20 protein-coding genes are annotated in these 24725 nt (G+C 58.8%); 5 read left to right on the plus strand and 15 right to left on the minus strand.

What is annotated here, in order from left to right:
- Positions 1 to 178 precede the first annotated feature (178 nt).
- The 4 genes from repC to HQ945_RS17590 form a co-directional block, all read right to left on the minus strand.
- The gene (gene repC, locus HQ945_RS17575) at positions 179 to 1495 is read right to left on the minus strand and encodes a plasmid replication protein RepC (protein WP_113281352.1); all 1317 of its coding nucleotides are present in this window, start codon (positions 1493 to 1495) and stop codon (positions 179 to 181) included.
- 205 nt (positions 1496 to 1700) lie between these two features.
- Positions 1701 to 2762, minus strand: coding sequence for a plasmid partitioning protein RepB (gene repB / locus HQ945_RS17580; RefSeq protein WP_113281353.1), 1062 nt, complete (start codon positions 2760 to 2762; stop codon positions 1701 to 1703).
- A gap of 11 nt (positions 2763 to 2773) precedes the next feature.
- Entirely contained in the window at positions 2774 to 4048 is a 1275-nt protein-coding gene (repA, locus tag HQ945_RS17585; protein WP_425500672.1) for a plasmid partitioning protein RepA, read from the minus strand.
- Positions 4049 to 4303: 255 nt separating this feature from the next.
- Entirely contained in the window at positions 4304 to 6229 is a 1926-nt protein-coding gene (locus HQ945_RS17590) for an adenylate/guanylate cyclase domain-containing protein (protein WP_174208335.1), read from the minus strand.
- 219 nt (positions 6230 to 6448) lie between these two features.
- Between HQ945_RS17590 and gltS the strand changes: the two genes are divergently transcribed.
- The gene (gene gltS / locus HQ945_RS17595) at positions 6449 to 7642 is read left to right on the plus strand and encodes a sodium/glutamate symporter (RefSeq protein WP_174208336.1); all 1194 of its coding nucleotides are present in this window, start codon (positions 6449 to 6451) and stop codon (positions 7640 to 7642) included.
- Positions 7643 to 7663: 21 nt separating this feature from the next.
- On the opposite strand, the gene HQ945_RS17600 is transcribed toward gltS, so the two are convergent.
- The gene (locus tag HQ945_RS17600; protein ID WP_027232237.1) at positions 7664 to 7975 is read right to left on the minus strand and encodes a hypothetical protein; all 312 of its coding nucleotides are present in this window, start codon (positions 7973 to 7975) and stop codon (positions 7664 to 7666) included.
- Positions 7976 to 8188: 213 nt separating this feature from the next.
- Between HQ945_RS17600 and HQ945_RS17605 the strand changes: the two genes are divergently transcribed.
- The 3 genes from HQ945_RS17605 to HQ945_RS17615 all read left to right on the plus strand — a co-directional run bounded on the left by HQ945_RS17605 (position 8189) and on the right by HQ945_RS17615 (position 11704).
- On the plus strand, positions 8189 to 9865 hold the full coding sequence (locus HQ945_RS17605; RefSeq protein WP_174208337.1) for an alpha/beta hydrolase: 1677 nt from the start codon (positions 8189 to 8191) through the stop codon (positions 9863 to 9865).
- A 150-nt stretch (positions 9866 to 10015) separates the two neighbouring features.
- Positions 10016 to 10507 (plus strand): DUF1269 domain-containing protein, encoded by a 492-nt coding sequence (locus HQ945_RS17610; RefSeq protein ID WP_174208338.1) that lies wholly within the window; start codon positions 10016 to 10018, stop codon positions 10505 to 10507.
- Between the two features lie 147 nt (positions 10508 to 10654).
- The gene (locus HQ945_RS17615) at positions 10655 to 11704 is read left to right on the plus strand and encodes an AI-2E family transporter (protein ID WP_027232240.1); all 1050 of its coding nucleotides are present in this window, start codon (positions 10655 to 10657) and stop codon (positions 11702 to 11704) included.
- Between the two features lie 5 nt (positions 11705 to 11709).
- Here the strand turns inward: HQ945_RS17615 and HQ945_RS17620 are convergent, their stop codons facing one another.
- The 4 genes from HQ945_RS17620 to HQ945_RS17635 form a co-directional block, all read right to left on the minus strand.
- On the minus strand, positions 11710 to 13155 hold the full coding sequence (locus tag HQ945_RS17620; protein ID WP_174208339.1) for a metal-dependent hydrolase family protein: 1446 nt from the start codon (positions 13153 to 13155) through the stop codon (positions 11710 to 11712).
- A 146-nt stretch (positions 13156 to 13301) separates the two neighbouring features.
- A complete protein-coding gene (locus tag HQ945_RS17625; protein ID WP_113281357.1) occupies positions 13302 to 15449 on the minus strand; it encodes a TonB-dependent siderophore receptor in 2148 nt (715 codons plus the stop codon).
- Between the two features lie 135 nt (positions 15450 to 15584).
- A complete protein-coding gene (locus tag HQ945_RS17630; RefSeq protein WP_113281358.1) occupies positions 15585 to 16469 on the minus strand; it encodes a helix-turn-helix domain-containing protein in 885 nt (294 codons plus the stop codon).
- Positions 16470 to 16478: 9 nt separating this feature from the next.
- Positions 16479 to 17540 carry a siderophore-interacting protein gene (locus HQ945_RS17635; protein ID WP_113281359.1) on the minus strand — a complete coding sequence of 354 codons (1062 nt, stop codon included), beginning with the start codon at positions 17538 to 17540 and terminating at the stop codon, positions 16479 to 16481.
- 327 nt (positions 17541 to 17867) lie between these two features.
- On the opposite strand from HQ945_RS17635, the gene HQ945_RS17640 reads away from it, so the two are divergent.
- Positions 17868 to 18692: an SAM-dependent methyltransferase gene (locus HQ945_RS17640; RefSeq protein WP_113281360.1), complete on the plus strand. Its 825-nt coding sequence runs from the start codon at positions 17868 to 17870 to the stop codon at positions 18690 to 18692.
- Between the two features lie 18 nt (positions 18693 to 18710).
- Here HQ945_RS17640 and HQ945_RS17645 read toward each other — a convergent pair whose 3' ends face one another.
- Genes HQ945_RS17645 through HQ945_RS17670 form a run of 6 tightly spaced genes read right to left on the minus strand, consistent with a single transcriptional unit; the run spans position 18711 to position 24590 of the window.
- On the minus strand, positions 18711 to 19571 hold the full coding sequence (locus HQ945_RS17645; RefSeq protein ID WP_113281361.1) for an NADPH-dependent oxidoreductase: 861 nt from the start codon (positions 19569 to 19571) through the stop codon (positions 18711 to 18713).
- A gap of 11 nt (positions 19572 to 19582) precedes the next feature.
- Entirely contained in the window at positions 19583 to 20368 is a 786-nt protein-coding gene (locus HQ945_RS17650; protein ID WP_113281362.1) for an ABC transporter permease, read from the minus strand.
- Positions 20368 to 21213 (minus strand): ABC transporter permease, encoded by an 846-nt coding sequence (locus tag HQ945_RS17655; protein WP_113281363.1) that lies wholly within the window; start codon positions 21211 to 21213, stop codon positions 20368 to 20370. Before HQ945_RS17655 ends, HQ945_RS17650 begins: the two co-directional genes overlap by 1 nt.
- A gap of 24 nt (positions 21214 to 21237) precedes the next feature.
- On the minus strand, positions 21238 to 22311 hold the full coding sequence (locus HQ945_RS17660) for an ABC transporter substrate-binding protein (RefSeq protein WP_113281364.1): 1074 nt from the start codon (positions 22309 to 22311) through the stop codon (positions 21238 to 21240).
- Between the two features lies 1 nt (position 22312).
- Entirely contained in the window at positions 22313 to 23206 is an 894-nt protein-coding gene (locus HQ945_RS17665; protein ID WP_091923590.1) for an ABC transporter ATP-binding protein, read from the minus strand.
- A gap of 28 nt (positions 23207 to 23234) precedes the next feature.
- Positions 23235 to 24590 carry an LLM class flavin-dependent oxidoreductase gene (locus tag HQ945_RS17670; protein ID WP_113281365.1) on the minus strand — a complete coding sequence of 452 codons (1356 nt, stop codon included), beginning with the start codon at positions 24588 to 24590 and terminating at the stop codon, positions 23235 to 23237.
- Positions 24591 to 24725 lie beyond the last annotated feature (135 nt).

Consider the following 24725-nt stretch of genomic DNA (forward strand, 5'->3'; position numbering starts at 1 on the left):
CTCGCTATCGAAATATCATGCAGATAAATAGCTAACTTAGTATTCATTCCCGGGCCGCACGACGATTTCACTTGCATGGTGGTTTGCCCGAGAAGCATATGCCTATTCCTTGCAACGCCTAATTGCAAGATTGAATTGTCCAGCCGGGAACGCGCTCGCCGCAACCAACGCCTCAGCATCATTCCAGCCTCGCCGGCGAACTTCCCCCCAGCGCCTTGATTATGGGAACGACGGAGTACAAGCCGTCTTCCGCGCGCTCGGTCAGCGCTCGCAAATATCCGCCGGGGGACCGGATGTCGCCAACGCGTTCGAGGATTGCGGCGACGGTAATGGCGGCATTCACCTCACCCATAGTCGCTTTCGCCCGGTCCCAGGCATCAGGCGAAACACCAAGCATCGACCGGACGACGCCGGCCGCTTGCACCAGATCGCGCCAGTCGGCAATTCCAGCGCGGGCGTAGTCGCCTATCTGCGGACAGGCACTCAACACGGCGGTGAGCGGCACCTGCGCTGTGCCGGGCTCACTCATTGATTTGCGACCATCCGGCTGCGGGTGGTTCCGGTTGCCCCGCGCGGCATTAAGCTGCTTGCGCATTTTAATTAATGCCGCCGTTTTGCCGCTGCTCACGGTCTCCGCTTGCAGTGCAGCGGATTGCTTCAGCCCTTTTTCTGGGCTTTTCTCAAATTGGTGGTCTATATTTGAATTCTGAATATGGCGCTCAAAAAAGGAGTCACTGGCGCTCATTTCTTCATCTGAGAGTGACGCCAGATAGCTTTTCTCCACACGCACACGTAACGCAGTCAGCGCGTCACGCCTCCGCTCGAGGGTCTCCAGCGGCAAATTGCGCCCTACCCGTCCTGACAGGGCAGCAAGCTCCTCAGCATATTGCGTCCAGTCTCCAGGCCGGCCCTCGCTCAATCCAGCTTCTATCGTTTTCGATATGTCGCGCAGGTGAATTGTAATCTCGCCGCGTATGCGGTGGATGGCCCGCGCAAGGTTGCGTGCGTCAGCCGCGTGGGCTTCAATTTCGGCATGACGTAAGGCCAGCGGCGAGATGTCAAAGCCGAATGCGTGTTCTATCTCGCCCGTGTCTCCCCGCCGCGCATAGCGCTTGCCATTCGGGCTGTCGCGGCGAATGATCAGGCCGGCCTCAACCAGGGACGCCAGATGTCTGCGGATTGTCGCCGGCGCCATGCCGCGCGTGCGCATCGACAGCTCGGCATTGGATGGAAATACGATCAAGGGCGCGCTGCCGTCGAGCAACGTCTCGGGATGAAAGCTGAGCAGCGCTTCCAAAACCGCAATGGCTCGGTCGGACAGGAAAAAGGCTGCGCGCGCTTCCGTGAGCGAGCGCAGCAACGGCCATTTTTCTGGATGATCAGCTTTCGCATCTGCCATTCTTTCGCGGGCTCGCGCAGTCTTTTCCTGCGCGGCGAGCATGGCATACGACAGCGATCGCCCGCCAAACGGCGTGGTCGCGAAACGGTCAGTCATGTCTTTACCTCAAATTGAGGCAAGGGAAAGGTGTTGCCGGAACGCGTCCGACTCTTGACAAGTCTGGGCGGAAGTGATTCTCTCGAATTGCTACATTGAAGAGGGCTTCCGGGGCGGTGACGTTCTGGGGGCCTTTTTTCTTGCCGTTGTTCCTTCTCTCGTTTTCTCTCGGATTTTACGCTTACGCAAAGATCTGTGGCGGGTATCAGCCCCGCTTCTGTTGTTTGAACCTGTTCAAAAGCGCATCGAGCTCGCTGACCACAAACTCGGCAAAGCCCTCGGGCGCGTGCTCGGCAAAGGACAATGTCTTCTTGCCGTTGTCTGTCTGAAGACGAGCGACCGCGGCGGTGTTCCTGCCGGATTGTGGTATCGCCTGAGCCATCGCAACGGGAAGCACGACAGGCTTTTCCTGCTTCAACAGCAGTTCGAAGAGCCGGTTGAACCGTCCGTTGCTATCCGCACCCTTGAAGACCGGCGTGGCAATTTCGGCAAGTGCCGCCTTGCGCGCTTCTTCCGGCCGCAGCAGTTCGGAAAACCTTACCCAACGCGGGCGGCCGATTTTCGGTGCGGGCCCGATTGCACGAACGATCGGAGCCGGAACAGCCGCAGCAACCTGGAGGAAGCGGGTCATTTCAGCCTTGTCGATCGACAGCGCGTCTTGCACAAGACCGCGCTCGAAGCCTCGTTCCACCAGGTTGCTGGCAAAAAATGCGCGTTCGATGAAAGACAGGTCGCGCCGTTCGGTGTTTTCCTTGCCCTGCGCGAGGACGAGTTGCACATCGGTAAGATCGCGAATGATCGCCTGCACTGGTTTGGCAATCCGCGCTGCAGCGCGAAGACGCCGATGTCCATAGGCGGTCTGGTACACTCCTTGCTTGTTCGGATGCGGCCGCACAAGAATTGGTACCTGCTGGCCGTTCGAGCGGATGCTTTCGACGAGTTCTTCGAAGCTTTCATCGAGTGGCGAATCGCTGCTGAGGCGATCCTCGATGAAGGAACTTTCAACCAGGGCTGGATCGAGTTCGACGATGCGTTCGCTGCCTTCAAAACTATCCCTGATGCGGCGGGCATCCTCCAGCTCGCGCGAAATCCCTCCGAGCGAAAGTCCCATGGCTTTCACGGCGCCTGAAGCCGTGCGCGGCTTCAGCGGTTCGACATTGCCGGGCGGCTGCGACGCCGGAGCTTCTGCCGGCTTTGCTTCGGGTTGCGGCACCGTTTCAACCGTCCCGAACAAGGCTTTCAACTGGTCCCTGCGGTTCTTGTCCATCACCGCCCCCCTCACCCTGGCCTGTTCCAGGCCTTAGCGATCAGGCCCTCAATCTCGGCATTGACGGATGTGAGCGACTCAATCGCACGGTCGTAGGTGGCGCGGGTAAAGCTGTCGCGGGACACCTCGTACAGCGTTTGCTTGGTCAGGCCCGCATCGGAGAACGCGGTCGACTTCACCACGGACGACGTCAGCACCCGGTCGCCAAAAAGCGAGCGCAGGAAGCCTGCAATCTGCTGTTGTGGTGCATCGTTCGGCTCAAAGCGGGTGATCAGATAACGCATGAAATCGAAGTTCAATTCACCGCCCGCTTCGCGGACAACTGCGAGAAGATCTGCCGTCATGAAGAGGAACTGGCTCATCGACGCAACATCCAGCATTTGCGGATGCACCGTAACCAGAACCGAGGTCGCGGCACAAAGCGCGGAGAGCGTCAGGAACCCCAACTGGGGCGGACAGTCGATAACGACGACATCGTAGTCATCGGAGACCGTGTCCAATGCCGCCTGAACCCGGGCGAAAAACAGTTGCTGCTCGACACTCTGGTGCGTTCCGTGCTGGCGGTCGGCCAGCATTTGCGGGGTCGTGTGCTCGAATTCCTGGAGTTCAAGATTGCCCGGTACGAGATCGAGGCCGTCAAAATAGGTCTTGCAGATAATGTCCCGCAAATGGCGGCGGTCGCCATCATAGCGGATCGCGCCGTAGAGCGTGTCATTTCCAGTCAGGTCAAGTTCGGGCTGATAGCCAAACAATGCGGACATCGACGCTTGCGGATCGAGATCGACCGCAAGCACGCGCAAACCGGACATTGCCAGGTACTGGGCGAGGTGAGCGCTGGTCGTTGTCTTGCCGGACCCACCCTTGAAGTTGGTGACGGCAATCACCTGCATATGCTCGCCCGCCTTCGGATCGCGATGCGGCAGGTAGGTTTTCGCCTTGGCGCCTCCGGCCTCGGCGAGGTGACGCCGTAATGCGTTGATCTCGGCGAGGGAATAAAGCCTGCGCCCGCCGCTGCCGGTTTCGGGCTGTGGGCCCTCTCCGGCAAGCGAGAGCTGGCGCAGATAGCCGTCCGACACGCCGATGAGCCTTGCAGCCTCGCCACTGGTGAATTTGCGTAAGGTCTTTTGCGCCGTCGGCGGAAACAAACGATTGCGCATCGCCTGCAGCTGCGCCGACAGCATTTCGGCATCGGCGGCAATCGCCCGGTCGGCGGAGAGGGTAGCAGACAAAGATGCAACGCTCGCCGGTTGCGCGCTGTCCTGTGGTCCTGTCTGTACCGCGTTCATCATGTTCACGTATTTATCCTGCATCGTCTAAGCCAAATCGCCTCGATGCAGGAAAACCATGCGCCGATTCGATAGAAAAACCAAAGGGGTAACGCCGGACAACAATTTAACGCTGCTTTGCGGCACTAACACCGCCACATTCTTCTAACGTTAAACTAACTGGATACCCCTAAAAACCGTAACCAAACTGGGGAAAGAACCGAGTCGCGTCAAGAACTTTATAGTTAACGCAAATTAACCATTTCTGCAGTGAAGCTACTTTGGCGCGGACCGTGTCTCGGACCCCTTATCCAATCCTGCCGGACAATTTTCCGTGCGCAACCCAACGAGTTCAAACACGTCGAGCGCACCCTTGCGCCCTTTCACCGCGCGTGCGCCGAGTGACCGGAAGACAAATCGGTCGGCGCAGGCTTCTACAGTATGGCTGCTCACCAGGATAAGCGTACCGAACTCCTTGTTGAGGCCCTCGAGCCGCGATGCGACGTTTACTGTATCGCCCATGCCCGTGTATTGCAGCCGGTCCTCCGCACCGACGTTACCGACAACCGCAGCGCCAGTGTGAATACCGAAACGCGTGACGAACTCCGGGGAGCCGGCTTCGCGTTGGCGAGAATTGAACACATCGAGGTCGGCTTTCAACCGCAAGGCGCAGCGGCAGGCGTTAGCCGCGTGATCCTCATCGGCGACGGGCGCGTTCCACATGGCGTAGACCGAATCGCCGAGAAATTGGATAATGGTCCCGTGGTTCTCGCGCACACCCCGGCTTATGAGGTCGAAATAATCGGAAAGGAGCGCCACCACCATTTCCGGTTCGTTACTTTCGGAGAGGGTCGTGAAGTCGCGTATGTCAGTGAACAGCACCGTCACCACCTGGCGCGTGGCGCTCCGATCGCCAAGCAGGTCCGACTCAACGACGCGGCGGACAAGTTCCTTCGGCACGTAGAGGCCGAAAGTGGCAATGGCCGCGCGTGCCGAGGCGAGAGCCGATGCGAGTGACCCGATTTCGGAGATTCGAGAGCGGATCGGTTTGACGGGAGCAAAATCCAAATCCTTCAACCGCAGGGCCTGGCCAGTAAGTTTGGTCAGCGATGCACTGATCATCCGCGAGACGAGGATGGCCATGGCAAGGCCGATGGCCAGAACGGCCAATGCCGTCAACAACCCCCGCCGCAGGAGCACGTTGGTTTCAGTGGTAAAATCGGACTGTGGCGCCGCCACCACGATCGTGCTGCCTTTCAAGACAGAGGTGAAATCGACTGGAACGAAGAGCATCACATAGGTCTCGTTACCCGTGCTGAATGTGGTCGCACCCTTTCTTTTCCCGCTTCCAATCGTCTGCATCAACGTTGGGAGCAGCGGGTCGAGCGTTGCAAGCGCAGAAACATCCGGAACGGCGCCGCCCTCGGCGCTCGCCAGAAGGCGATTCATTATCCGGGTGTCGGAATGAACAATGAGCTTGCCGTCCGTATCGAAAACATAAGCGGTCGAGCGGGGCGAGATGCGTTCGTCAGCCAGGAAATCGGCGATGCTGCCAAGCCGTATATTGGCGGCGACGACGACGCTCGGATCCGATGCGTGGCTAACGGCAAAGGTCTTCACCTGATTGCCGGTTAGTGGCATCGCATATATTGGGCTCACCACATTGCCGTCAGCGGCGATTGCCGCCTTGTACCAAGGGCGCTGGCGCGGATCGTAGTCCGCGATCACCGGGTCGCGGATCTCAAGAAGGCGGCGCTTCTCGTCGAGGAAACGCCAGGTCGACGTGGGGTGGCCGCCATTGCCGGGAGCGATGATCTGAATGGCAACTGTTGCGTTTTCCGGGGGCTTCAAGTTCGCCCGCGACTGCTCGTCCTTGTGGAAGTTGAAGGCTCGAATGAACGATCCATCGGGATAGCCAACCTGCAAACTGTCGAGATCCGGTGCAAGGAGCGCAGCTTCAGCTAAGAATTCGATCTTTTCTGCAAGCTGGTCGGGGGGCGGCGCACGAAATGAGTCGAGGACTCCAACAAGGCCCACAAACGCCAGTTTATCGGAGAACAGCACCCGATAATGGTCAACGATACGTTCGGAAAGCGAGGCCATCTGCTCGTCGATCGCAGCAAGAGCAGCCTGCCGTGCCCGGTCGAACCCGAGCCACAGCAGCGGCGCTGACACGCCGATAAGCAGCAGTACAATGATCACTCCGAGATGGACTCGAAGGGGCCGTGTCCAAAACGATCGAGAAGACGATTTCATATTCTGGCACGACCACGATGTTCGCGAATTACCTATGATAGAAGCAACTGCCCCGTTTCTGCAACTTATCGGTGCAACATGCATTTGCCGAGGATTTCGGAGACTGGCAACATGGTACCGTGCAGGTGCGCCACAGGCCCAACTCCCGATGAGGTCCGATCCCCCATGCAAAATATCGAGTTCCCAGGTTTTGTCAGTCTGACAATAGCAATTGTCGTTTTCTTTATCGGCGCTGGTCTCAATGGCCGCATCGCGGCATTGCGGCGATGGAACATCCCTGAAGCCGTGACCGGTGGTCTGCTCGCGGCACTGGTGACGCTTCTTGCCTACCGCGTTCTGGGTATTGCGATTTCGTTTGATCTGGCGGCAAGAGACCTTCTGCTCCTCTACTTTTTTACCGGTATCGGTCTCAACGCGCGCCTTGCCGACTTGATTGCAGGCGGCAAGCCGCTCCTTATCCTGCTCGGTTTGACGCTTGTCTATCTCGTCATTCAAAATCTCATAGCCGCTGGAAGCGCAGCTGCGCTGGGTTTGCCTGAAGGCATTACCGTTCTCATCGGTTCAGCTTCCCTGATTGGCGGACACGGCACGACCATCGCTTGGGCGCCCATTCTCGTTGAGCGTTTCGGGCTCACCAATGCTATGGAGATCGGTGTGGCGGCAGCGACACTCGGTCTTGTCATTGCGAGCTTGATAGGTGGTCCTGTCGCCGGTCTTCTGATTGCGCGGTATGGGCTGAAGGGACCGGACGCTGCCCCGTCGATCGGGTTGCCGAACGCGGCCCCGGAAGATGATCTCAATCACATCACGCTACTGCGTACGATCCTCGTCCTTAACGTCGCCGTCCTTATTGGTTACGCAGTTGACGAACTCCTGGAGGATCTTGGGTTTCGTCTCCCACTCTTCGTCGCCTGCCTTCTGTCAGCAATCGTCTTGACCAATATCGTGCCGCGGATCATGCCGAACCTGTTCTGGCCGACGCGAACGCGCGCGCTGGCGCTCGTCTCCGACCTCTCACTCAGCATCTTCCTCGCAATGTCGCTCATGAGCATGCAACTCTGGACGCTGGGCGGGCTCGGTCCTTCGCTGCTTTTGGTGCTGGCACTCCAGACGATCGCGGCGATCGCCTATATACTCTGTGCAGTCTTCCCCCTGATGGGCGGCAATTATGATGCCGCGGTGATTGCCGGCGGCTTCAGCGGCATAAGCCTTGGGGCGACGCCGACTGCCATCGCCAACATGACCGCCATCACCAAGCTCCACGGCGCTGCGCCCATGGCCTTCATCATCCTGCCGCTCGTGTCGGCATTTTTCATCGATATAGCGAATGCCTTCGCGATCGGCCTCTTCGTCAATTGACTGGGCGGTGCGATGAACCGATCAACGCCTGCTGCTGATGCGGCGCATGTCTACGATGCGGCCATCACGTTGCCTCAGCGCAACCTCGAAGCGGTTGCTGCCGCGCCAGGCGCGATAGACAAAAAAGCGGCCACGGCAATCGATGCGCCGGACATCGCGAAAGCCGCGGCTGCGGAGCCGCCGTTCTCCTTCGCTGCAGGAAATTCCACGACCATTGCTCACGCTCGTACCAATGGTGACGGATACGGTGGTGGCACTCGCCTCGCTTGGCAGCGCAACGGGCGAAAGCAGTATGCCGCAGGCCACGGCAAGCGAGACGAAAGATTGGCGCATGATGAGCTCCCGGATAGGCGGTATTCGAGGCAATCAGCGGCATTGATGCCGGCCGGACAACTTTGGGACCAGAAGCGTCGAAAAGCAAAACAATTGCTTTGGAATTGGCGCGATGAGCGATCGGGTGGTTAATATCAGCGTGACAGCAACCGGAATTGCTACCACTATTCAACGAGATAACGAGTCGGCGAAGTCGGTCGGGGGAAAACCGGTTTGAGAGCTTACCTGGCAGTATTGGCGAAGTCGTTTTCCGCGATCGGTCTTCTGGTTGGCATCCTGTTCTTTGCGGCGTCGCTCACACCCAGCCTCATGCCGCGCTCTTATCTCGTCCAGGGAGCGCTCACGGGGTTTTGCGCTGCGCTCGGATACGGTGTCGGCGTCGCCTGCGTCTGGCTCTGGCGTTATCTGGAAATCCCAGTGCCCCGTGCCCGCGTTCAGCGCGCCGCCAACTGGATAGCGATCATTGTCTGCATCGGCACCGCAGGCGTTTTCCTGTGGAAGGCCGCGGGATGGCAAAACACGGTGCGCGGGCTCATGGGGCTTGGGCCGGTCGAGAGCGTCGAGCCGATCGAACTTGCCATCATCGCACTCGTTATATTCCTCGTTGTGATCATGCTGGCGCGCCTCTTCCGGCAAACATTCCGCCTGTTTTCCCGCTGGCTGAACCGGCTGGTACCGCGACGCATTTCAAATCTGGTTGGCTGCGTGCTCGCGGTTATCCTCTTCTGGTCCGTGGCACAGGGCATTTTGTTCAAGGGCGTCCTGCGCATGGTGGATACGTCCTTTCGTGAGCTCGACGCCCGCATCGATGACGGTTCGGCGCCTCCGGCGGATCCGAACAAACCCGGGGGCCCTGGCTCGCTTCTCGACTGGCAGAATCTCGGACGGCAAGGGCGCGCCTTCATTGCGACGGGACCCACGGGTGCCGAGATCGGCAGTTTTTTCAACGCAAAAGCACTTGACCCCGTACGGGTCTATGTCGGGCTGAACGCTGCGGAAACCGTCGATGAGCGGGCGCGTCTCGCCCTCGAGGAACTCAAGCGGGACGGCGGCTTCGAACGATCGGCCTTGCTCGTCATCGTTCCGACAGGAACGGGGTGGGTGGATCCCGAGGGCATCGATACAGTCGAATTCCTTCACCACGGCGATATAGCCAGCGTCGCCATGCAGTACTCCTACCTCAGCAGTTGGTTGTCGCTACTCGTTGAACCGGGCTACGGAGCCGAGGCTGGGCAGGCGCTGTTTCGCGAAGTCTATCGCTACTGGACAACGCTGCCGCGTGACCACAGGCCGAAACTCTATCTTTATGGCCTCAGCCTCGGCGCCATGAACTCCGAACTTTCGGCCCACCTCTACGATATTATTGGCGACCCCTTTCAGGGCGCCCTGTGGAGTGGACCGCCCTTTCAGAGCCGCATCTGGAACTCAGTCACGGGGGATCGGATTCCCGGCTCGCCAGCATGGCTGCCGCGGTTCCGCGACGGATCCGTCATCCGGTTTACCAACCAGGACAATGCACTGAACATTCCTGACGCCGTCTGGGGCCCGCTTCGCATCGTCTATCTGCAATATGCCAGCGACCCGGTGACCTTCTTCGATTTCCACGCGCTCTACCGCGAACCCGCCTGGATGCAAAACCCGCGCGGCCCTGATGTCTCACCGAGCCTGCGCTGGATTCCGGGCGTGACCATGCTGCAACTGCTGTTCGACATGGCTATCGCGACGACCTCTCCCATGGGATATGGCCACGTCTATGCCCCTGAACACTATATCGACGGCTGGATGGCCGTGACCGATCCGCAGGGTGTGACGCCTGAAGATCTTGCTCGGCTAAAGACATTTTTCATCAAACGGTCGCGCAGCGCTGATAATCCGCCAGCAAGTGATTGATCAATCGGGCAAATGCGGTGACGTGTCGATGGAAAAAGAAACGCGATGCATGGCCTTGGGATTTATTGCTAATCTCTTGCGCGCGCCGAGCAAGATATAGTTTTTCCAGTGCGCTACGGCGTTCATAACTTTGTGAAATTTGGAGGCAACATGTCTGATCTGATTGTGATCGTCTATCCCACCGAAGAAAAAGCCGAGGAAGTGCGCAATCGCCTTCTCGAACTCCAGAAGGAATATCTCATTACGCTCGGCGATGCGGTAATCGCCACCAAGACCGACGCCGGCAAGGTCAAGCTGAACCAGATGGTCAGCACGACCGCGGCCGGTGCTGTGTCAGGCAGCTTCTGGGGTCTGCTCATTGGCGTCCTCTTCCTCAATCCGCTGATCGGCGCAGCCGTGGGCGCGGCATCAGGTGCGCTCGGCGGAGCGTTGACGGATGTCGGCATCAACGACAACTTCATGAAGGATCTCGCGGCAAGCATCCAGCCCGGTAATGCCGCCTTGTTCGTACTGGTCCAGTTGATGACGGCTGACAAGGTCCTCAAGGACATTTCGCACTTTGGCGGCGTCGTTCTCAAGACCTCCCTCGACGAAAGCAAGGAACAGGTCCTGCGCGACGCTTTGCAGAAGGCATCGTCGTGACCGTTTGAAGCGGGAGACGACCATCAGTGTTCCCCTCGCTTTCTCCGACCGCAGTCGGTGGCGCGCAGGGGCCGCTGAAGGTACTAATCTGACTTTTAACAGCAGCAATCAACAGGTAGGCCGGGCAAGGGTTGGGTTGACGAAGGCATGACAGTCCAGAACGCCAAACCGATGATCGGCTACCTTGCTACCGGAATCCTGGTACTCGCGCTCCTGCGCTTTGGTCAATCCATATTTGTCCCGCTGGTCTTTTCCCTGTTCGTCATTGCGCTCGTCGGCCCGCTGCAGATCAAGTTGCAGCGCTGGATTCCGCAACTGCTTGCGCTGCTTGTGACGGTATCGGCAACGATCTTCATCATCATCGCCGTCGGCTCGTCCGTCACCTGGGGTTTCAGCAAGCTCGGCCAATGGCTGTTCGTCAATGCCCGCAGGTTCCAGGATGTCTACGTGCACTGGACCGACTGGCTGGAGGGACACGGCATTGCAATCGCGGGGCCTCTTGCTGATCGTTTCGATGTGACGTGGCTCGTCGGCTTTACGCAGGGGCTTGCCGGCCGGCTGAACAGTTTTGCCGGATTTGCCTTGCTTGTCTTTGTGTTCGTGATGCTCGGCCTTTTGGAGATCGAGGCTTTCGGCAAGCGGCTGCGCTCTCCTGCCGTTCAGCCGCAGGGCATGAAGATGCTTCACGCCAACCGAGAGATCTCGAAAAAGCTGCGCCGTTTCATGCTTGTGCGCACCTTTGCCAGTGTCCTGACTGGCTTGATCGTCTGGGCCTTCGCGTTGGTCGCAGGTCTCGAACTTGCTGCAGCCTGGGGCGCTATCGCCTTTACGCTGAACTATATCCCATTCCTCGGGCCGTTCGTGGCAACCTTCCTGCCGACCCTCTTTGCCATAGGTCAGTTCGATTCGTGGCAGATGGCTGTGGCGGTATTCGTCGGGTTGAACCTGATCCAGTTCCTGATAGGCAGCTATCTCGAGCCGTTATTGATCGGCACGTCCCTGGCGATCTCGCCCTTTGCGGTGATTTTCTCGGTGTTCTTCTGGAGCTTCATGTGGGGCGTGCCGGGTGCTTTCATTGGCGTACCGATCCTGATCGCGTTCATCATCTATTGTGAACAGTCACCCGGGGCGAGATGGATTGCGGTATTGTTGTCGGCAAAGCCTTCTGACGACGATGCGGACAAAGCTTCGACCTGACGCAGCTATCCGCTCAGGGTGTTTTTATGAATCCTGCCATCCTTCATGATGACGGCGAGATGCTTCTCCGGCTCATTCATAAGATTGATGTTGTCCAGCGGATTCCCATCGACCACCAGCATATCGGCGAACGCGCCCTCCTCCACCACGCCAAGCTTGCCAGGATAGGGATTGCGCAGGTTGGAAAGCGCCAGAAGCTCGGCATTGGTCGATGTCGCCATGCGCAAGATCTCGGCGTTTGTGTACCAGCGGCTGAGATGCGTGAGCATGGTGCCCTGCCTTGCCGTCATCTGCGGCGAGAACAACATGTCGGATCCCCACGCAGTCTTGATGTTATGCTTTTTCGCAAGTTCGTAAGCAGTAAGCGTACCGGCGAAGACCTGCTGCAGCCGGTCGAAACTCGGCCCAGTCAGCGGCACTGAATCCTCCACCGAGAGAAACGGCTGGATGCTTAGCCAGACGCCCTTGTCCGCCATCAGGCGTGCCGTCTCCTCATCCATGAGATGGGCGTGCTCGATGCAGGCCGCCCCGGCATTGATGGCCCGCTGTACCGTATTCGGCGCGTAGGCATGGACCGTTACATAGGTGTTCCAGTCGCGCGCCACCGAAACGCCGGCGCGCAGATCATCCTCACTGAATGTCGACATGTCCAGCGGACTGCGCGGCGACGAAACACCCCCGCCCCCGACAAGCTTGATCTGGGACGCACCCTGCAGCATCTGCTCGCGGACGCGCATGCGCACTTCGTCGGCACTATCGGCGATCATGGCGCCGCCGGTTTGTTCGATCAGGCTAAGCTGGGCCGGATTGCGTGGAATTTCCGAAAGCATGCGCAGATCGCCATGACCGCCGGAGGTCGTAATCATCGCTCCCGACGGGAAGATGCGGGGCCCGGGTATGACGCCGTTGTCGATCGCCTGCTTGAAGGTAAAGACAGGCCCGCCGACATCGCGCACTGTGGTGAAGCCGCGCATCAGGGTGCGCTCCGCTTCGGCTGTCGATGCCGTGAAAATTGCACCTGGGTCGCCGGTCGTTGCGATGCCGACGGGCACGGCCGCAAAGAGCGTGTGCCAGTGGGCATCGATCAGGCCCGGCATCAACAACCGGTCGCCGCAGTCGATGACAGTCGCATCTGAGGGCGGCGGGCTATTGCCAGTGTCGATTGCGGATATCCTGTTGCCCTCAACCAGGACCTGAACACCGGTTCGCGCGGCGTCGGACTTACCGTCGAACAGCTTCAACTGCCGGAAGAGGACTTTAGCGGGCTGTGCGGCGGCCTGGGCGAATGCCCCGCGCGGCGTCGCGGCGGCGGCAATTGTCGCGGCGACACCAGTCAAGAATCCGCGGCGTGTCAGATCTTCCAGGCGGCGGCATACCTGCTGCAATTCCGGCGACAGGCAGGCGCAACCGGCGCCGTTGACGAGGTGCTGGTACTTCTCACCAAGACGCATTGCGATGCCCCTTTGCACTACTTCAGGTTGAGGTCTTCTTATACCAGCTAGCCCGAGCCAATGCATGGAAGAAATCGGCACGTGCGGCCGAATAAATGATGGGCATTACAGCAGCTTGCAGCACTGCTCATCGCCGGCCGTATCCGCTACCAGGTCAGATGCGCCTTGAGCAGGGCCTTGCGGCCTTCGCCATAGGAACAGACAAGCAGTCCTTGGCAACCCGACACATAATCCTTGTCGAAGAGGTTGGTAACGTTGAGATCGACGCCCCAATTGTCCTTCTTGTAACCAACTTTGAGGTCGACGAGGGTCGCGTCCGGAACCTTCAATGTATTCATGGCGTCCGCATAGCTCGAGCCGACATAGCGCACGCCACCGCCGACCGCGACACCTTCGAGCACCCCGGTCTGGAATGTGTATTGCGCAAAGAGCGAGCCCTGTATTTCGGGGATGAGGTAGGGGCGCTTGCCGATCAAGGCTGCATCCGCATCGTCCTTCACTTCCATGTCGAGCGCTGTAAATGCCGCGGTCAGCCTCCAGGCCTCGGTGATATTTGCCTGCGCCTCGATTTCAAAGCCGCGCGAATTGACCTCGCCGACCTGGTATTGCGCCAGGAAAGGACCGGTCAGGACATTCTCCTTGGTCAGATCAAAGAGCGCCGCCGTGATCAGACCATCGAACATGGTCGGGCGGTATTTGACGCCGACCTCATATTGATGGCCGGTCTCGGGCTTCAGGAAATCGAGATTGGCATCGACGCCGATCTCTGGGCTGAAGAAGGTCGAGACGCTGGCATAGGGTGTAAGACCGTTTTCGAACTCATAGGCAATGCCGGCGCGCCCGCTCGTGCTGCCGTCATTGCCGTCATAAGATGGCGTGCCGGTCGCTTCGGTCTTCACGTAGTCGTAGCGGCCATTGAGGGTAACGAGCCATCCATCGCCAAAACGCAGTTGATCCTGTGCGTAAATGCCGATCTGGTTGCGCTTCAAAACCTGGTCGATATAGGGCGTGAACATCGGACCCTGCGGTGCGCCGTAAACCGGATCGACGGCGCTGATCGGCGTCGCACCACCCGTCGCCTGCATCTGGTCGATGTTGAAGTATTTATATTCTGCGCCGAAGAGCAACGTATGTTCGATTGGACCGGTGCTCACCGTCCCCTCGAGTTGATTGTCGACGATGAAGGTGTTGACAGTCGTGTCGTGAAGGAAGTTGATCCGCGACAAATCGTAGTTGTCGCCCACCGGCTGTTCCGAGAACGGCACATATCCGAACGGATAGAGCGAGTGCTCGCGGACGTCGCCGTAACCATAGCGAAGGTTCTGGCGCACCGTCCAATCATTGTCGAACGTGTGTTCCAATTCGTAGCCGATAGCGGCCTGTTCGCGATTGTAGTCGTCGACCCCCGGCTCGGTGAAATTGGCGTCGCGCTTGATCTTGCCGAACGGCGCATCGACGACCGTTCCGTAGTATGGCAGGAAGCTACCGCCCCCATGGGTCTCATCGAGGTGGGTGTAGTTGGCGAGCACGGTAAATTTGGTCGACTCGTCCGGTTTCCACGTGAGACTAGGCGATATCACGCCAAGAAACTCCTGTGAGAGATCGGTATAGCCGTCGCCGCCCTGAATCTTGCCATTGATGCGGTAATCGACGACGTCGGAAGCCTTGTCGCCAATATCGAAGCCAAGATAACCCGTGCCGAAGCTGTCAATCCCGGTTTCGACATAGCGGAGGCGTTCGCCGGTCGGCCGCTTGCTGATAAAGTTGACAATACCGCCCGGATTGCTGCCGCCATAAAGGACCGAGGCTGGTCCCTTGAGGACTTCGACGCGCTCGATGCCCCATGAATCGATGAAGAAGCCACCAAAGCCGTAGCCGAAGTTCTGAAGGCCATCGAGAAAGGTACCCTTCTGGGTAGCGTCGAAGCCACGGATATAGAACCAGTTGGTATCGCTGTCGGAACCGAAAGGCTGGGTGAAGACGCCGCTCGTAAAGCGTAGCGCCTCGTCAATCTTCGTCGCGCCCTGATCATCCATCTGCTCGCGGCCGACGACCGAGACTGCCTGGGGAATTGCTTCGATCGGCGTATTCGTCTTGGAGCCGGTTGTCGTGCGCTTGGGAACGAATCCCTGTACCGGTCCGGTGGCCGATCCGTCGCTCTGGTCGATGACAATCGGATTAAGCTCGATGTTGGAGGTCGTGCTCTGCGCCCTCGCTCCAAGCGATCCGAAACAAACGAGCAACGCAACCCCGCCGCTCAAGGCAAAGGTTGCCGACCGATAAACCCCACGCATTCTACCCTCTTCGACATAGACGGCCGAGCCGACCGCAATAATATTAAGTTGAGTATATATATCAACTTTTAAGAATTGGATTGAAAGTTTCTGTCGCCTTTTGAACGGTTTTGGTCCGAACTTGCCGATGGGAAGCTATTTGCAGAGATCACGCAGCCAGGCGGCGGGAGTGATTCCAACGATCTTCTTGAACATGCGAGTGAGGTGCGCCTGATCGGAGAAGCCGGTGGCGGAGGCGATGGCCGGCAATGATGGACCGGGCTGTCTTAACAGCGCTTGTACCCGGCGCATCCGTGCCTTCATCTGCCACTGATGCGGCGCGACACCGGTGGAGGCCTTGAAGGCATGGCTGAAATAGGATTGTGACAGGCCAGCAAGGCCAGCAAGTTCCTCGAGGCGAATGTTGCGAAGGCAATTATCTTCGATATAGCCGGTCACGGACCGCAACTGGCGCGGCGAGAGCTGGCTGCGTTGACGTTTCTGCTCCTGCGCGATGCCAAAAAGCTGGACGACGAGGGCTGTTGTCAGCCCATCACCATAAAGGTCGTGCAACGGCTGTTCGTTCAGGCATTCCTCGGCAATCAGTCTGGCGAGGCTCGCGATGCGGTCATCGAAGAACATGAGGCGGGGAGCGCCGAGCGTTCCGCATTTTCTCGCCTCCGGAAACCGATGCGACAGGACGGCGAGATCGAAATGCAGATCGAGGTGGCGCAGATATTCCACGCCTTCGCCGCGACCCCAAACCGGAAGGCCCGCAGGTATGTAGCTCATTGGATAGAAGGCGACGTCGCCAGGCGCGCCATGCGAGGCCGGGCCAAGACCGACACTGAAGGTCCCGGAGCCTGCCTTGTCGAGGGTTACGAACAAACGCGGATCCTCGGATATATACTCGCCCTCGGCGCCAGGCTCGCATTTGACTGACCAGACATCGGCAACGACACCGGTCCAGGCCCGCCACTTCAGCTCGCCAAGAACCGTGACGCCTTCGACTTTGCTCGTCATCCTTGGATGGAACGTCATCGTTTCGCGCTACCCTTCGTGTCCACGGCGCCAGTAAGAGACGACGAGATGTTCCTCCCGCGCCAACTTGCGTTCCTTGCGCACGTGGTTGCGAATGGATTTGAACGCCGAAAATTCGCAGCCGGCCCAGACAAAGACCCGCACATCCGTTGGAAACGCCACCTTAGCCACTGCTTCGGGAAGCAGATCTGTTGTTCCGGCGGCCGCACCGGAACGATGCAGCCACACAAGATCGAGACCGCAGGCCGCGGTAAGGTTCTGCTCATCTGCCTCGTCCTCTACTTCAATCCGCACCACGACCTTTGCAGCTGCAGGCAGTCGTTCGAGTATGCGACCGATCGCAGGGAGGGCCGTCTCATCGCCGGCAAGAAGATACCAGTCCGCTTCCCCGACATCGCCGCCGCCCGGCCCTGTCATGCCGACAAGGTCACCGGGCATGGCATTGAGAGCCCATTGCGAACCGGGAGTTCCATCATGGATGACGATATCGATATCGACCTCGCCCCTGGCGGCATCAATCTTGCGAATGGTGTAGACGCGCGAGACGAGTTTGTCGCCTCCTTCCGGCCATTCCGGTCGACCGTCTTCGCCCATCACCGGCCATCGTGGTTGCGCGATGCCGTTCGGCGGAAACAGCAGGTGCACATGCAGCCCGCCATATTGGAACCGCGCAAGGTTGTTGCCCCGCAGCGTCACCCTGCGCATCCTCGGCGAGACATTGCGGCTTTCGACCACGCGCATTTCGCGGAAGAATGGCGGCACGCTTCCCACGGCCCCGTCACCCTCCCAGACAATACGTGGCCTTTCCGTCCGCGCAAATTCCAGCACGTGGTTGGCAAGCGCATATTTCATATAGGCAAGTCCGGTCTCGTCCTCGCCTTCGGCTGTCAAGGACAGGCTTTCCCCGTCGGCAGAAAGGTCAGCCTTGCCATACGTTAGACCGATGGTGCCGCCTTCACGACGCCGTGTGACATCCCCATGCTCTGAAAAGTGATCAAGCAGCTTGTTGAGATGCAGTGCAGGATTGGTGAGGGCGATCCGCGCAGATGCGCGCAAAATTGTGTCTGGCATATTGACCTCGGCAAAGGCAATCCTGCGCTGACACGGCAGGAAAGCATCTATCGCTCAATACGTGATAATAATATGATAGCTCAAGTCATATTATCGATGGCAGCTTGAACAGAAAGTGGCCCGGCTCGCATGGCTGTAGACTCTGCGGTTACCGGGCCGGTCGTGCGACTGGAAGTCCTCGACGTCCCATGGACGCACAAACAGGTAAATAATTTACCGCGATGCGCCGATTCCACGGCCGACGCCAGGCGACGTCATATCCCTTCCGGCTGCAACGAGGTATAATCCGGCATACACCTTGTTCCGCTCCCCTCAATAGGAACGCCGATGAGCATTGAAGAACAAGTCGCCCGGCACTACACACACGGCTCGCTGGAAAAGGCGATATTGTCGGCGCTCATAGCTGCCGGTAAAGACATCGATACATTGACGGCATCTGATCTTGCGCCCATTGACGAGTTTCATTTCGGGTGGCTTCCCGCGACCATAGAACTCGGCAGAAGCTTGCGTATCGAGCCGCAAATGCACCTCCTTGACGTTGGTTGCGGCATAGGCGGGCCGGCCCGCTATCTCGCCGAAACCTATGAGTGCCGCATCACCGGTGTTGATCTTACTGACGAATTCGTCGAAGTCGCCCGGGCACTGACGGACCGCTGTGGACTTGATGACCGCATCGATTTTCATCAGGCCAGTGCGCTCGCCCTTCCTTTCGATGAAGGCAGTTTCGACGCTGCCTACATGATCCACGTCGGCATGAACATTGAAGACAAGCACACGCTTTTTGCTGAGGTCTGGCGCGTCTTGAAGCCGGGCGGGCGCTTTGTCGACTATGACATCATGCGTGTGGGCGATGCGCCGCTGAATTATCCCATGCCATGGGCCATGAACAAGGAAACGAGCTTCGTCGAGACGCCGGGCTTCTATAACAAGACATTGAGCGCCGCAGGTTTCGAGATACAGGCAAAGAATAGCCGGCGCGATCTCGCCATAAAAATCGTCCGAGAGATGCAGGCCAAGGCCGCGGCGGAGGGTCCGCCCGTGCTCAGTGGACAGATCATCATGGGACCAACGGCCAAGCAACGACTGGCAAACGCTTTTGAAGCCCTCGAAAACGGAATTATCGAACCAATCGAGATTGTTGCACGGGCATAGTCGCTCTTTGATCCTTGCCTATTTCAGCTGGAACCCAAACCCTTCCAGTACGTCGCGAAGCTTGTCGCGGTTCTTCAGCGCCTCCTTCGTGGCGATACGGCGGGAGACCTGTTCCGACCAATCGATCGGTGTCATCGACTGGATTTTTTGGAAGGCGCGCAAAGTCTCATTGTAGAGACCGAGGTCGTCCTTGCTGGGGTTCTCGCTGTATCGCTCGCGGTGGAGCACAGTGGGTTGCGGCAGGCGCGGTTTGGCATCTGTCTTGATCGCAGGATCGGGATATCCGACCGTCAGGCCGAACACTGGAAAAACCAATGCGGGCAGATCGAGTTCCCGGGCAACCGTAGCCGGATCGTTGCGCAGCGCGCCGATATAGCAGGTGCCAAGGCCGAGGGACTCAAAGGCGACCAGGGCATTCTGTGCCGCAAGTGCAGCATCGATGACGGCAAGGAGAAAGCCCTCGACATAGTCCAGGCCGTCAGATGTCGATCCTTCCGCATCGGCGATACGGCGCAGCCGGGAAAGGTCCGCAAGCCAAATGAGAAGCAGGGGTGCCTGGTCGATCTGCCTCTGGTTGCCAGCAACGGCGTTGATCCGCGCCTTGCGCTCTCGGTCTTCGACCGCAACGACACTCCATGCCTGCAAGTTCGATGATGTGGGAGCCGATTGCGCTGCGGCAATCGCAAGTTCCACGGCTTCGTTCGGAACAGGCTTTGGAAGGTAGGACCGCACGCTGCGATGATCGAGCAGAACATCAATCGTCTCTGTCGAAATTTTATGGCCTACCAAAGGATGATTTTCGCCGTATCGTTGTTCCAACAGCCTTTCCAGGCGGTCGCGCGGCGTATCGTTCTGGGCTTCGACTACAGTGATGGGCATCAATATTGCTTTCAATGGGTGCTTACGCGCCAGCGCAAGAGATAGTTTTCGACCTTAGCGGCGAGCCGGTTGAGAATAAACCCGACAATGCCGAGAATGATCACGCCGACCATAACAAGGGCCATGTCGAAGCGTTCGCGGCCGGCAATGATCAAGCCGCCGATGCCCGGGCCAACAGCAAGAAAATACTCGGCGCCGACCGTTGCCAGCCATGAATAGATCAACCCGAGGTGCACGCCTGTTGCGATCGATGGCAAAGCCGACGGAAGGAAGATGCGCGTGATGCGTTGCGTCGGCGTAAACCGCAGGGCATCGCCCACCTCGATCAGATCCGCCGGCACATTGCGCATGCCTTCATAGGTGTTGAGCACGACGGGAATGAAGGCGGCGAGCGCGACGAAGACAATCTTGGCCTGTTCGCCGAAGCCGAACCAGATAGAAATCAGCGGGATCCACGCCAGCAGTGAAATCTGCTTCAGGCCGTTGAATGTGGGGGTAATCAGGGCATCGGCCACGCGCGACAGGGCAAGCAGCGTTGCAAAGAGTACGCCGAGAGCAGAACCGAGGAGAAAGCCCGCAATATTCCGAAACAGGCTGAACCCCAGTTCGCCGATCAGATTGTTGTCGATGAGTTCGCGCTTTGCCGTCAGGAAGACATCTTCGAGCGCTGGAAGAAAGCGCGGATCGACGAGGCCGCTACGGCTCGAACCTTCCCACAAGATAAGGAGAAGGATCGGGAGGGTCAAACCACGGCGAATTTTCAACACCCGTTCGGAACTCACATAGCTAGCCGCCATCAGCTTTCTTCCTTCTGCTTCCAGCGCTGCACGCGGTTTTCCGTAGCGTCGAATCCCTTATCCATGAGGAACCCGACGATCCCGATTGCGATCATGGCGACGATGACGACATCGAGCCAGAACATCTGCCGGCCCCAGACGAGGAGGTACCCGAGCCCCTCGGAGGAGGCGAGCAGCTCGACGCCGACAAGCGCCGTCCAGGAATGGGTCAGACCGTAGCGAATGCCGGTGAAGATCGAAGGTGCTGCGCCCGGAAGAACGATCAGCCGCAGCGTCTGCCAGCGGTTGAAGCGGAGTGCGTGGCCCACTTCGACAAAATTGGCTGGCACGGAGCGAATGCCAGCCGCGGTGTTCAGGGTCATCGGGACAAGAGCGCCCTTGGCAATCACGATGATCTTCAAGGTTTCGCCGATGCCGAAGATCAGCATCAGCAAGGGGATCCATCCAAGGGTTGGAATTTGGGCGAAGGCGAGGAAGAGCGGTCGCACGTAGTCGTCCACGCGCCGCGACAATCCCATTGCGACGCCAAGTGTAAGGCCCGCTACCGCACCAAACAGAAACCCGATCACCACCCGTCGCAGGCTCACCCCGGTGTGGTAGAGGATTTCACCTGACGCGATCATCTCGACCGCGGTGGCATAGACATAGGCGGGCGACGGCAGGATCTGCTCGGGGAGCCATCCCTGGCTTGAAGCCAGCCACCATGCTGCGACCAGCGCCAACGGCAGGATCAGCGCAACCGCGACGCGGCGAAGCCTCAAACCGCCGCGCCGCAATCGCCATGTTCTGGCCCGCCCTTGCAACGATCTCGGCACAAGGGCGGTATTATCGGACAGGAGCGTCATGTCGTCTCTTTGGTTGAGGCCAGATCAGGAGCCGAGAGGCTTGCCATTGGCGCCGTAGGACTGCCAAAAATTCTGAAGATTGAGCTTCGCCAGCGCTGCATTCAGATATTTCGGCTCGAACCAGCCATCGGTGCTCACATCACGCCGGATCAAGCCGAATTCCTTGGCTTTGACGGCTTGCTCTTCATACTGGGAAACAAGCAGGTCGTCGATCAGCGGGGAGTTGCGGTAGGCAAGCGTGTCGTTGCTGAAGTAGTCCTCGAGGATCGGCACGGGCGTTCCAGACTTGTGCCAGAGCTCGAAAAGCGCAGCCCGGTTCGGCTCGTCCGACGACCACTGCGCCGCCTTGACGAAGGCATCGACGACGCGCTGGGTGATTTCGGGATGCTTGTCGATGAAGTCCTCGCGGCCGACGATGCCGGCATTGCGGCTGAATCGCGGATCATCGCCTTTGGTTGTGTAGATCACTTTCGCATTGCCCTTCGCAGCGAGGTTGATCAGTGGCGTATCGCCAAAGGCGGCATCGATATCCTGGCTCGTCAACGCTGCGACCGTGCCGGCGCTGTCGAGATTGATGACCTGAATATCCTTTTCCGTCAGACCATTCGCCTCAAGGATCTTGATCGCTGCGAGATGGCCGTTGGTACCGCGCTGATATGCGACCTTCTTACCCTTCAGATCCGCAACTGACTTGATGTCAGAATCCTGGGCAACGGCAAGGTAAAGCGGTTTGCGCGCCCCACTTGCCAGGAGATATTTTGTCTTCAAGCCGTTGGCCCGGCCGATCAATGACGGGAGATCGCCCTGATAGGCAAAATCAAGCTGGTTATTGGCAAAGGCCTCGTTGACCGCAGGTCCCGCACCCTTGAAGAAGAACCATTCGATCTTGACGTCAGGGTCATTGGCAAACTCCTTTTCGAGAAACTCGCCGGCACGCGCCGTCGCGGCCGAAGTCCCCTCCGCGTAAGGCCTGCTGTCGACGCCGATCGCGGCGTAACCGATATTGATGGTGACCGGCTCGGCAATGGCCGGAACTGCCAGCAGCGAAGCGGCAAATGCGGCCAGAACCGTGCGGCGGGTGAGTTGCGATAGGCTCATTTCAGATCTCCGTCGTTGAAAGAATGGGACGCCCCGATGGCTGCGAACGCGGCGCGTTCCGTGCAGCACTGGTGGTCTTGATTGGCGGGCGCTTCACCTGTGCGGGTTGCTTTGCGATTGTCTTCGGCTCGCCGTTCCGCGTCGTGCTGTTGAGAATGTCGAGAACATGGTTGCGGATACTGGCGAGTTGCGCCGAGGTCCGTTCGCGCGGATGCGGCAGGTCGACAGGTACGATCTCTCTGATCCGGCCGGGGCGCGGCGACATGACAACGACGCGATCGCCTAGGTAGACGGCCTCGTCGACATCGTGGGTAACCAGCACCATTGTGATTTGCTCCCTCGCCCATATATCCTGCAACTCGCCTTGCAGATGCGCCTTGGTGATCGCATCCAGCGCGCCGAAGGGCTCGTCGAGGAAAAGGACGTCAGGACGGTTGACGAGCCCGCGCGCAATCCCGGCGCGCTGGGCCATGCCGCCCGAAAGCTGGTGCGGATAGGCCTTTTCGAAACCGGTAAGGCCGACAAGCGCGATCTGTTTGGCAACGAGGTCCTGCTTCTCGGCCTTGGAAAAAGCCGCGTTTTCCAGCCCCAGCGCCACATTGCGCTCGACGGTCAGCCAGGGAAACAGTCGCGGCTCCTGGAATACGATACCGCGATCGAGGCTCGGACCGGTCACTGGCTTGCCCGCATGTTCGACAAGCCCGTCATGCCCGGTATCGAGACCCGCGCCGAGGCGCAGCAATGTCGACTTGCCGCAGCCACTCGCGCCGACGATGGTGACGAATTCACCGGCCTTGACGTCAAGACTGACGCGGTCGAGCGCCGTAAGTTCGCCGCCGTTGACACGGAATTGCCGGCTGACATTGCTGATCTTCAGATGCGCTGTGCTGGTCATCTTGGTCGCTCTCTTTCGCGAGTAAATGTTATTCGGCTGCGACAGCGGCATGCGCCGGATGCTGCGGCTCCCGCAAACCGAGGTGGCTGCGGAGCGTCTGGCCTTCATATTCGCTGCGGAAGAGACCGCGACGACGGAGTTCCGGAACGATGTGCTCGACGAAATCGGTCAATCCGGCCGGCAAATGTGGTGGCATGACGTTGAAGCCGTCCGCCGCGCCAGTCTCGAACCAGTCCTCCATCTGATCGACGATCTGCTCGGGCGTCCCGATTACCTGCCAGTGGCCCCGCGCACCGGCAACCCGCAGATAGAGCTGGCGGATGGTGAGGTTTTCGCGTCGGGCCAGATCGATCATCAGCTTCTGACGGCTCTTGCTGCCATTGGTTTCGGTAACTTCCGGGAGCGGCCCGTCAAGCGGATATTTGGAAAGATCGACGTCACCTGCCATGCCGTTCAAAAGCGAGAGTCCAACTGCGGGATGAATAAGCTCCTGAATCTGCTCGAACTTTTCCCTGGCTTCCGATTCTGTTTTCGCGACGACCGGGAAGATGCCGGGCATGATCTTGAGTTCGTCCGGCGAGCGGCCATAGCGGGCGAGCCTCCCCTTCACATCACTATAAAAAGCGCGTGCATCGTCGGCATTCTGATGTGCGGTAAAAATGACCTCTGCCGTCCGCGCCGCAAGCTCCTTGCCCGGCTCGGATGACCCAGCCTGAACGATTACCGGATGCCCTTGTGGTGCACGTGCAACGTTGAGCGGGCCACGGACCTTGAAATGCTTGCCGCGGTGATTGAGGAGGTGCTGCTTCGACGGGTCGTAATAGATGCCGCTCTCCTTGTCGCGCAGGAAGGCATCTTCTTCCCAAGTGTCCCAAAGACCGCGCACGACGTCAGCGAACTCTTCCGCCCGCTCATAGCGCTCGGCATGGGCAACGTGATGGTCCCGGTTGAAATTGTGCGCTTCGTCCTCACTGGCGGAGGTCACAAGGTTCCAGCCGGCGCGCCCGCCGCTGATGTGGTCGAGCGAGGCAAATTTGCGGGCGATATGATAGGGCTCGTTGTAGGTCGTCGAGGCGGTTGCGACAAACCCGATCCGCGTCGTGAGTGCGGCAAGCGCCGAGAGCAAGGTAAGTGGTTCAAACTGGGCCACATAGCGGATAGCCGTCCGGCTCAAGGCCTCCGTGTCGGTGCCCCGGGTGCCGACGCCATCGGCCATGAAGATAAGGTCGAACTTTGCGGCCTCGGCAATCCGGGCAAGTTCGGCGTAATGGGCGAAGTTCGAACCCGCATCTGCCTGCGCTTCGGGATGGCGCCAGGCCGCGATGTGATGACCCGTCGGATAGAGGAATGCTCCAAGTTTAATTTGGCCGGTTCGTTTGCCCATGACTTCGCCTTTCGTCCATTGCGTGACGAAAAGCCTAGGCCGCAAATTTTAATCACGACAGAAATGGTATTCTTTAAAATCCAGTCTACGGGGTTTTATTGATTTAAGATGACTTATCCCCGGAGGTTGATTTTC

This window comes from Phyllobacterium pellucidum (assembly GCF_013327855.1).
GTDB classification, from domain to species: Bacteria; Pseudomonadota; Alphaproteobacteria; order Rhizobiales; family Rhizobiaceae; genus Phyllobacterium; species Phyllobacterium pellucidum.

What these genes read in the sequence shown, in the direction of transcription:
- repC (WP_113281352.1), bottom strand. Translation starts at nt 1,495, where the DNA reads ATGACTGACCGTTTCGCGACCACGCCGTTTGGCGGGCGATCGCTGTCG.
- repB (WP_113281353.1), bottom strand. Translation starts at nt 2,762, where the DNA reads ATGGACAAGAACCGCAGGGACCAGTTGAAAGCCTTGTTCGGGACGGTT.
- repA (WP_425500672.1), bottom strand. Translation starts at nt 4,048, where the DNA reads ATGAACGCGGTACAGACAGGACCACAGGACAGCGCGCAACCGGCGAGC.
- gltS (WP_174208336.1), top strand. Translation starts at nt 6,449, where the DNA reads ATGCAAAATATCGAGTTCCCAGGTTTTGTCAGTCTGACAATAGCAATT.
- HQ945_RS17600 (WP_027232237.1), bottom strand. Translation starts at nt 7,975, where the DNA reads ATGCGCCAATCTTTCGTCTCGCTTGCCGTGGCCTGCGGCATACTGCTT.
- HQ945_RS17610 (WP_174208338.1), top strand. Translation starts at nt 10,016, where the DNA reads ATGTCTGATCTGATTGTGATCGTCTATCCCACCGAAGAAAAAGCCGAG.
- HQ945_RS17615 (WP_027232240.1), top strand. Translation starts at nt 10,655, where the DNA reads ATGACAGTCCAGAACGCCAAACCGATGATCGGCTACCTTGCTACCGGA.
- HQ945_RS17620 (WP_174208339.1), bottom strand. Translation starts at nt 13,155, where the DNA reads ATGCGTCTTGGTGAGAAGTACCAGCACCTCGTCAACGGCGCCGGTTGC.
- HQ945_RS17625 (WP_113281357.1), bottom strand. Translation starts at nt 15,449, where the DNA reads ATGCGTGGGGTTTATCGGTCGGCAACCTTTGCCTTGAGCGGCGGGGTT.
- HQ945_RS17630 (WP_113281358.1), bottom strand. Translation starts at nt 16,469, where the DNA reads ATGACGTTCCATCCAAGGATGACGAGCAAAGTCGAAGGCGTCACGGTT.
- HQ945_RS17635 (WP_113281359.1), bottom strand. Translation starts at nt 17,540, where the DNA reads ATGCCAGACACAATTTTGCGCGCATCTGCGCGGATCGCCCTCACCAAT.
- HQ945_RS17640 (WP_113281360.1), top strand. Translation starts at nt 17,868, where the DNA reads ATGAGCATTGAAGAACAAGTCGCCCGGCACTACACACACGGCTCGCTG.
- HQ945_RS17645 (WP_113281361.1), bottom strand. Translation starts at nt 19,571, where the DNA reads ATGCCCATCACTGTAGTCGAAGCCCAGAACGATACGCCGCGCGACCGC.
- HQ945_RS17650 (WP_113281362.1), bottom strand. Translation starts at nt 20,368, where the DNA reads ATGGCGGCTAGCTATGTGAGTTCCGAACGGGTGTTGAAAATTCGCCGT.
- HQ945_RS17655 (WP_113281363.1), bottom strand. Translation starts at nt 21,213, where the DNA reads ATGACGCTCCTGTCCGATAATACCGCCCTTGTGCCGAGATCGTTGCAA.
- HQ945_RS17660 (WP_113281364.1), bottom strand. Translation starts at nt 22,311, where the DNA reads ATGAGCCTATCGCAACTCACCCGCCGCACGGTTCTGGCCGCATTTGCC.
- HQ945_RS17665 (WP_091923590.1), bottom strand. Translation starts at nt 23,206, where the DNA reads ATGACCAGCACAGCGCATCTGAAGATCAGCAATGTCAGCCGGCAATTC.
- HQ945_RS17670 (WP_113281365.1), bottom strand. Translation starts at nt 24,590, where the DNA reads ATGGGCAAACGAACCGGCCAAATTAAACTTGGAGCATTCCTCTATCCG.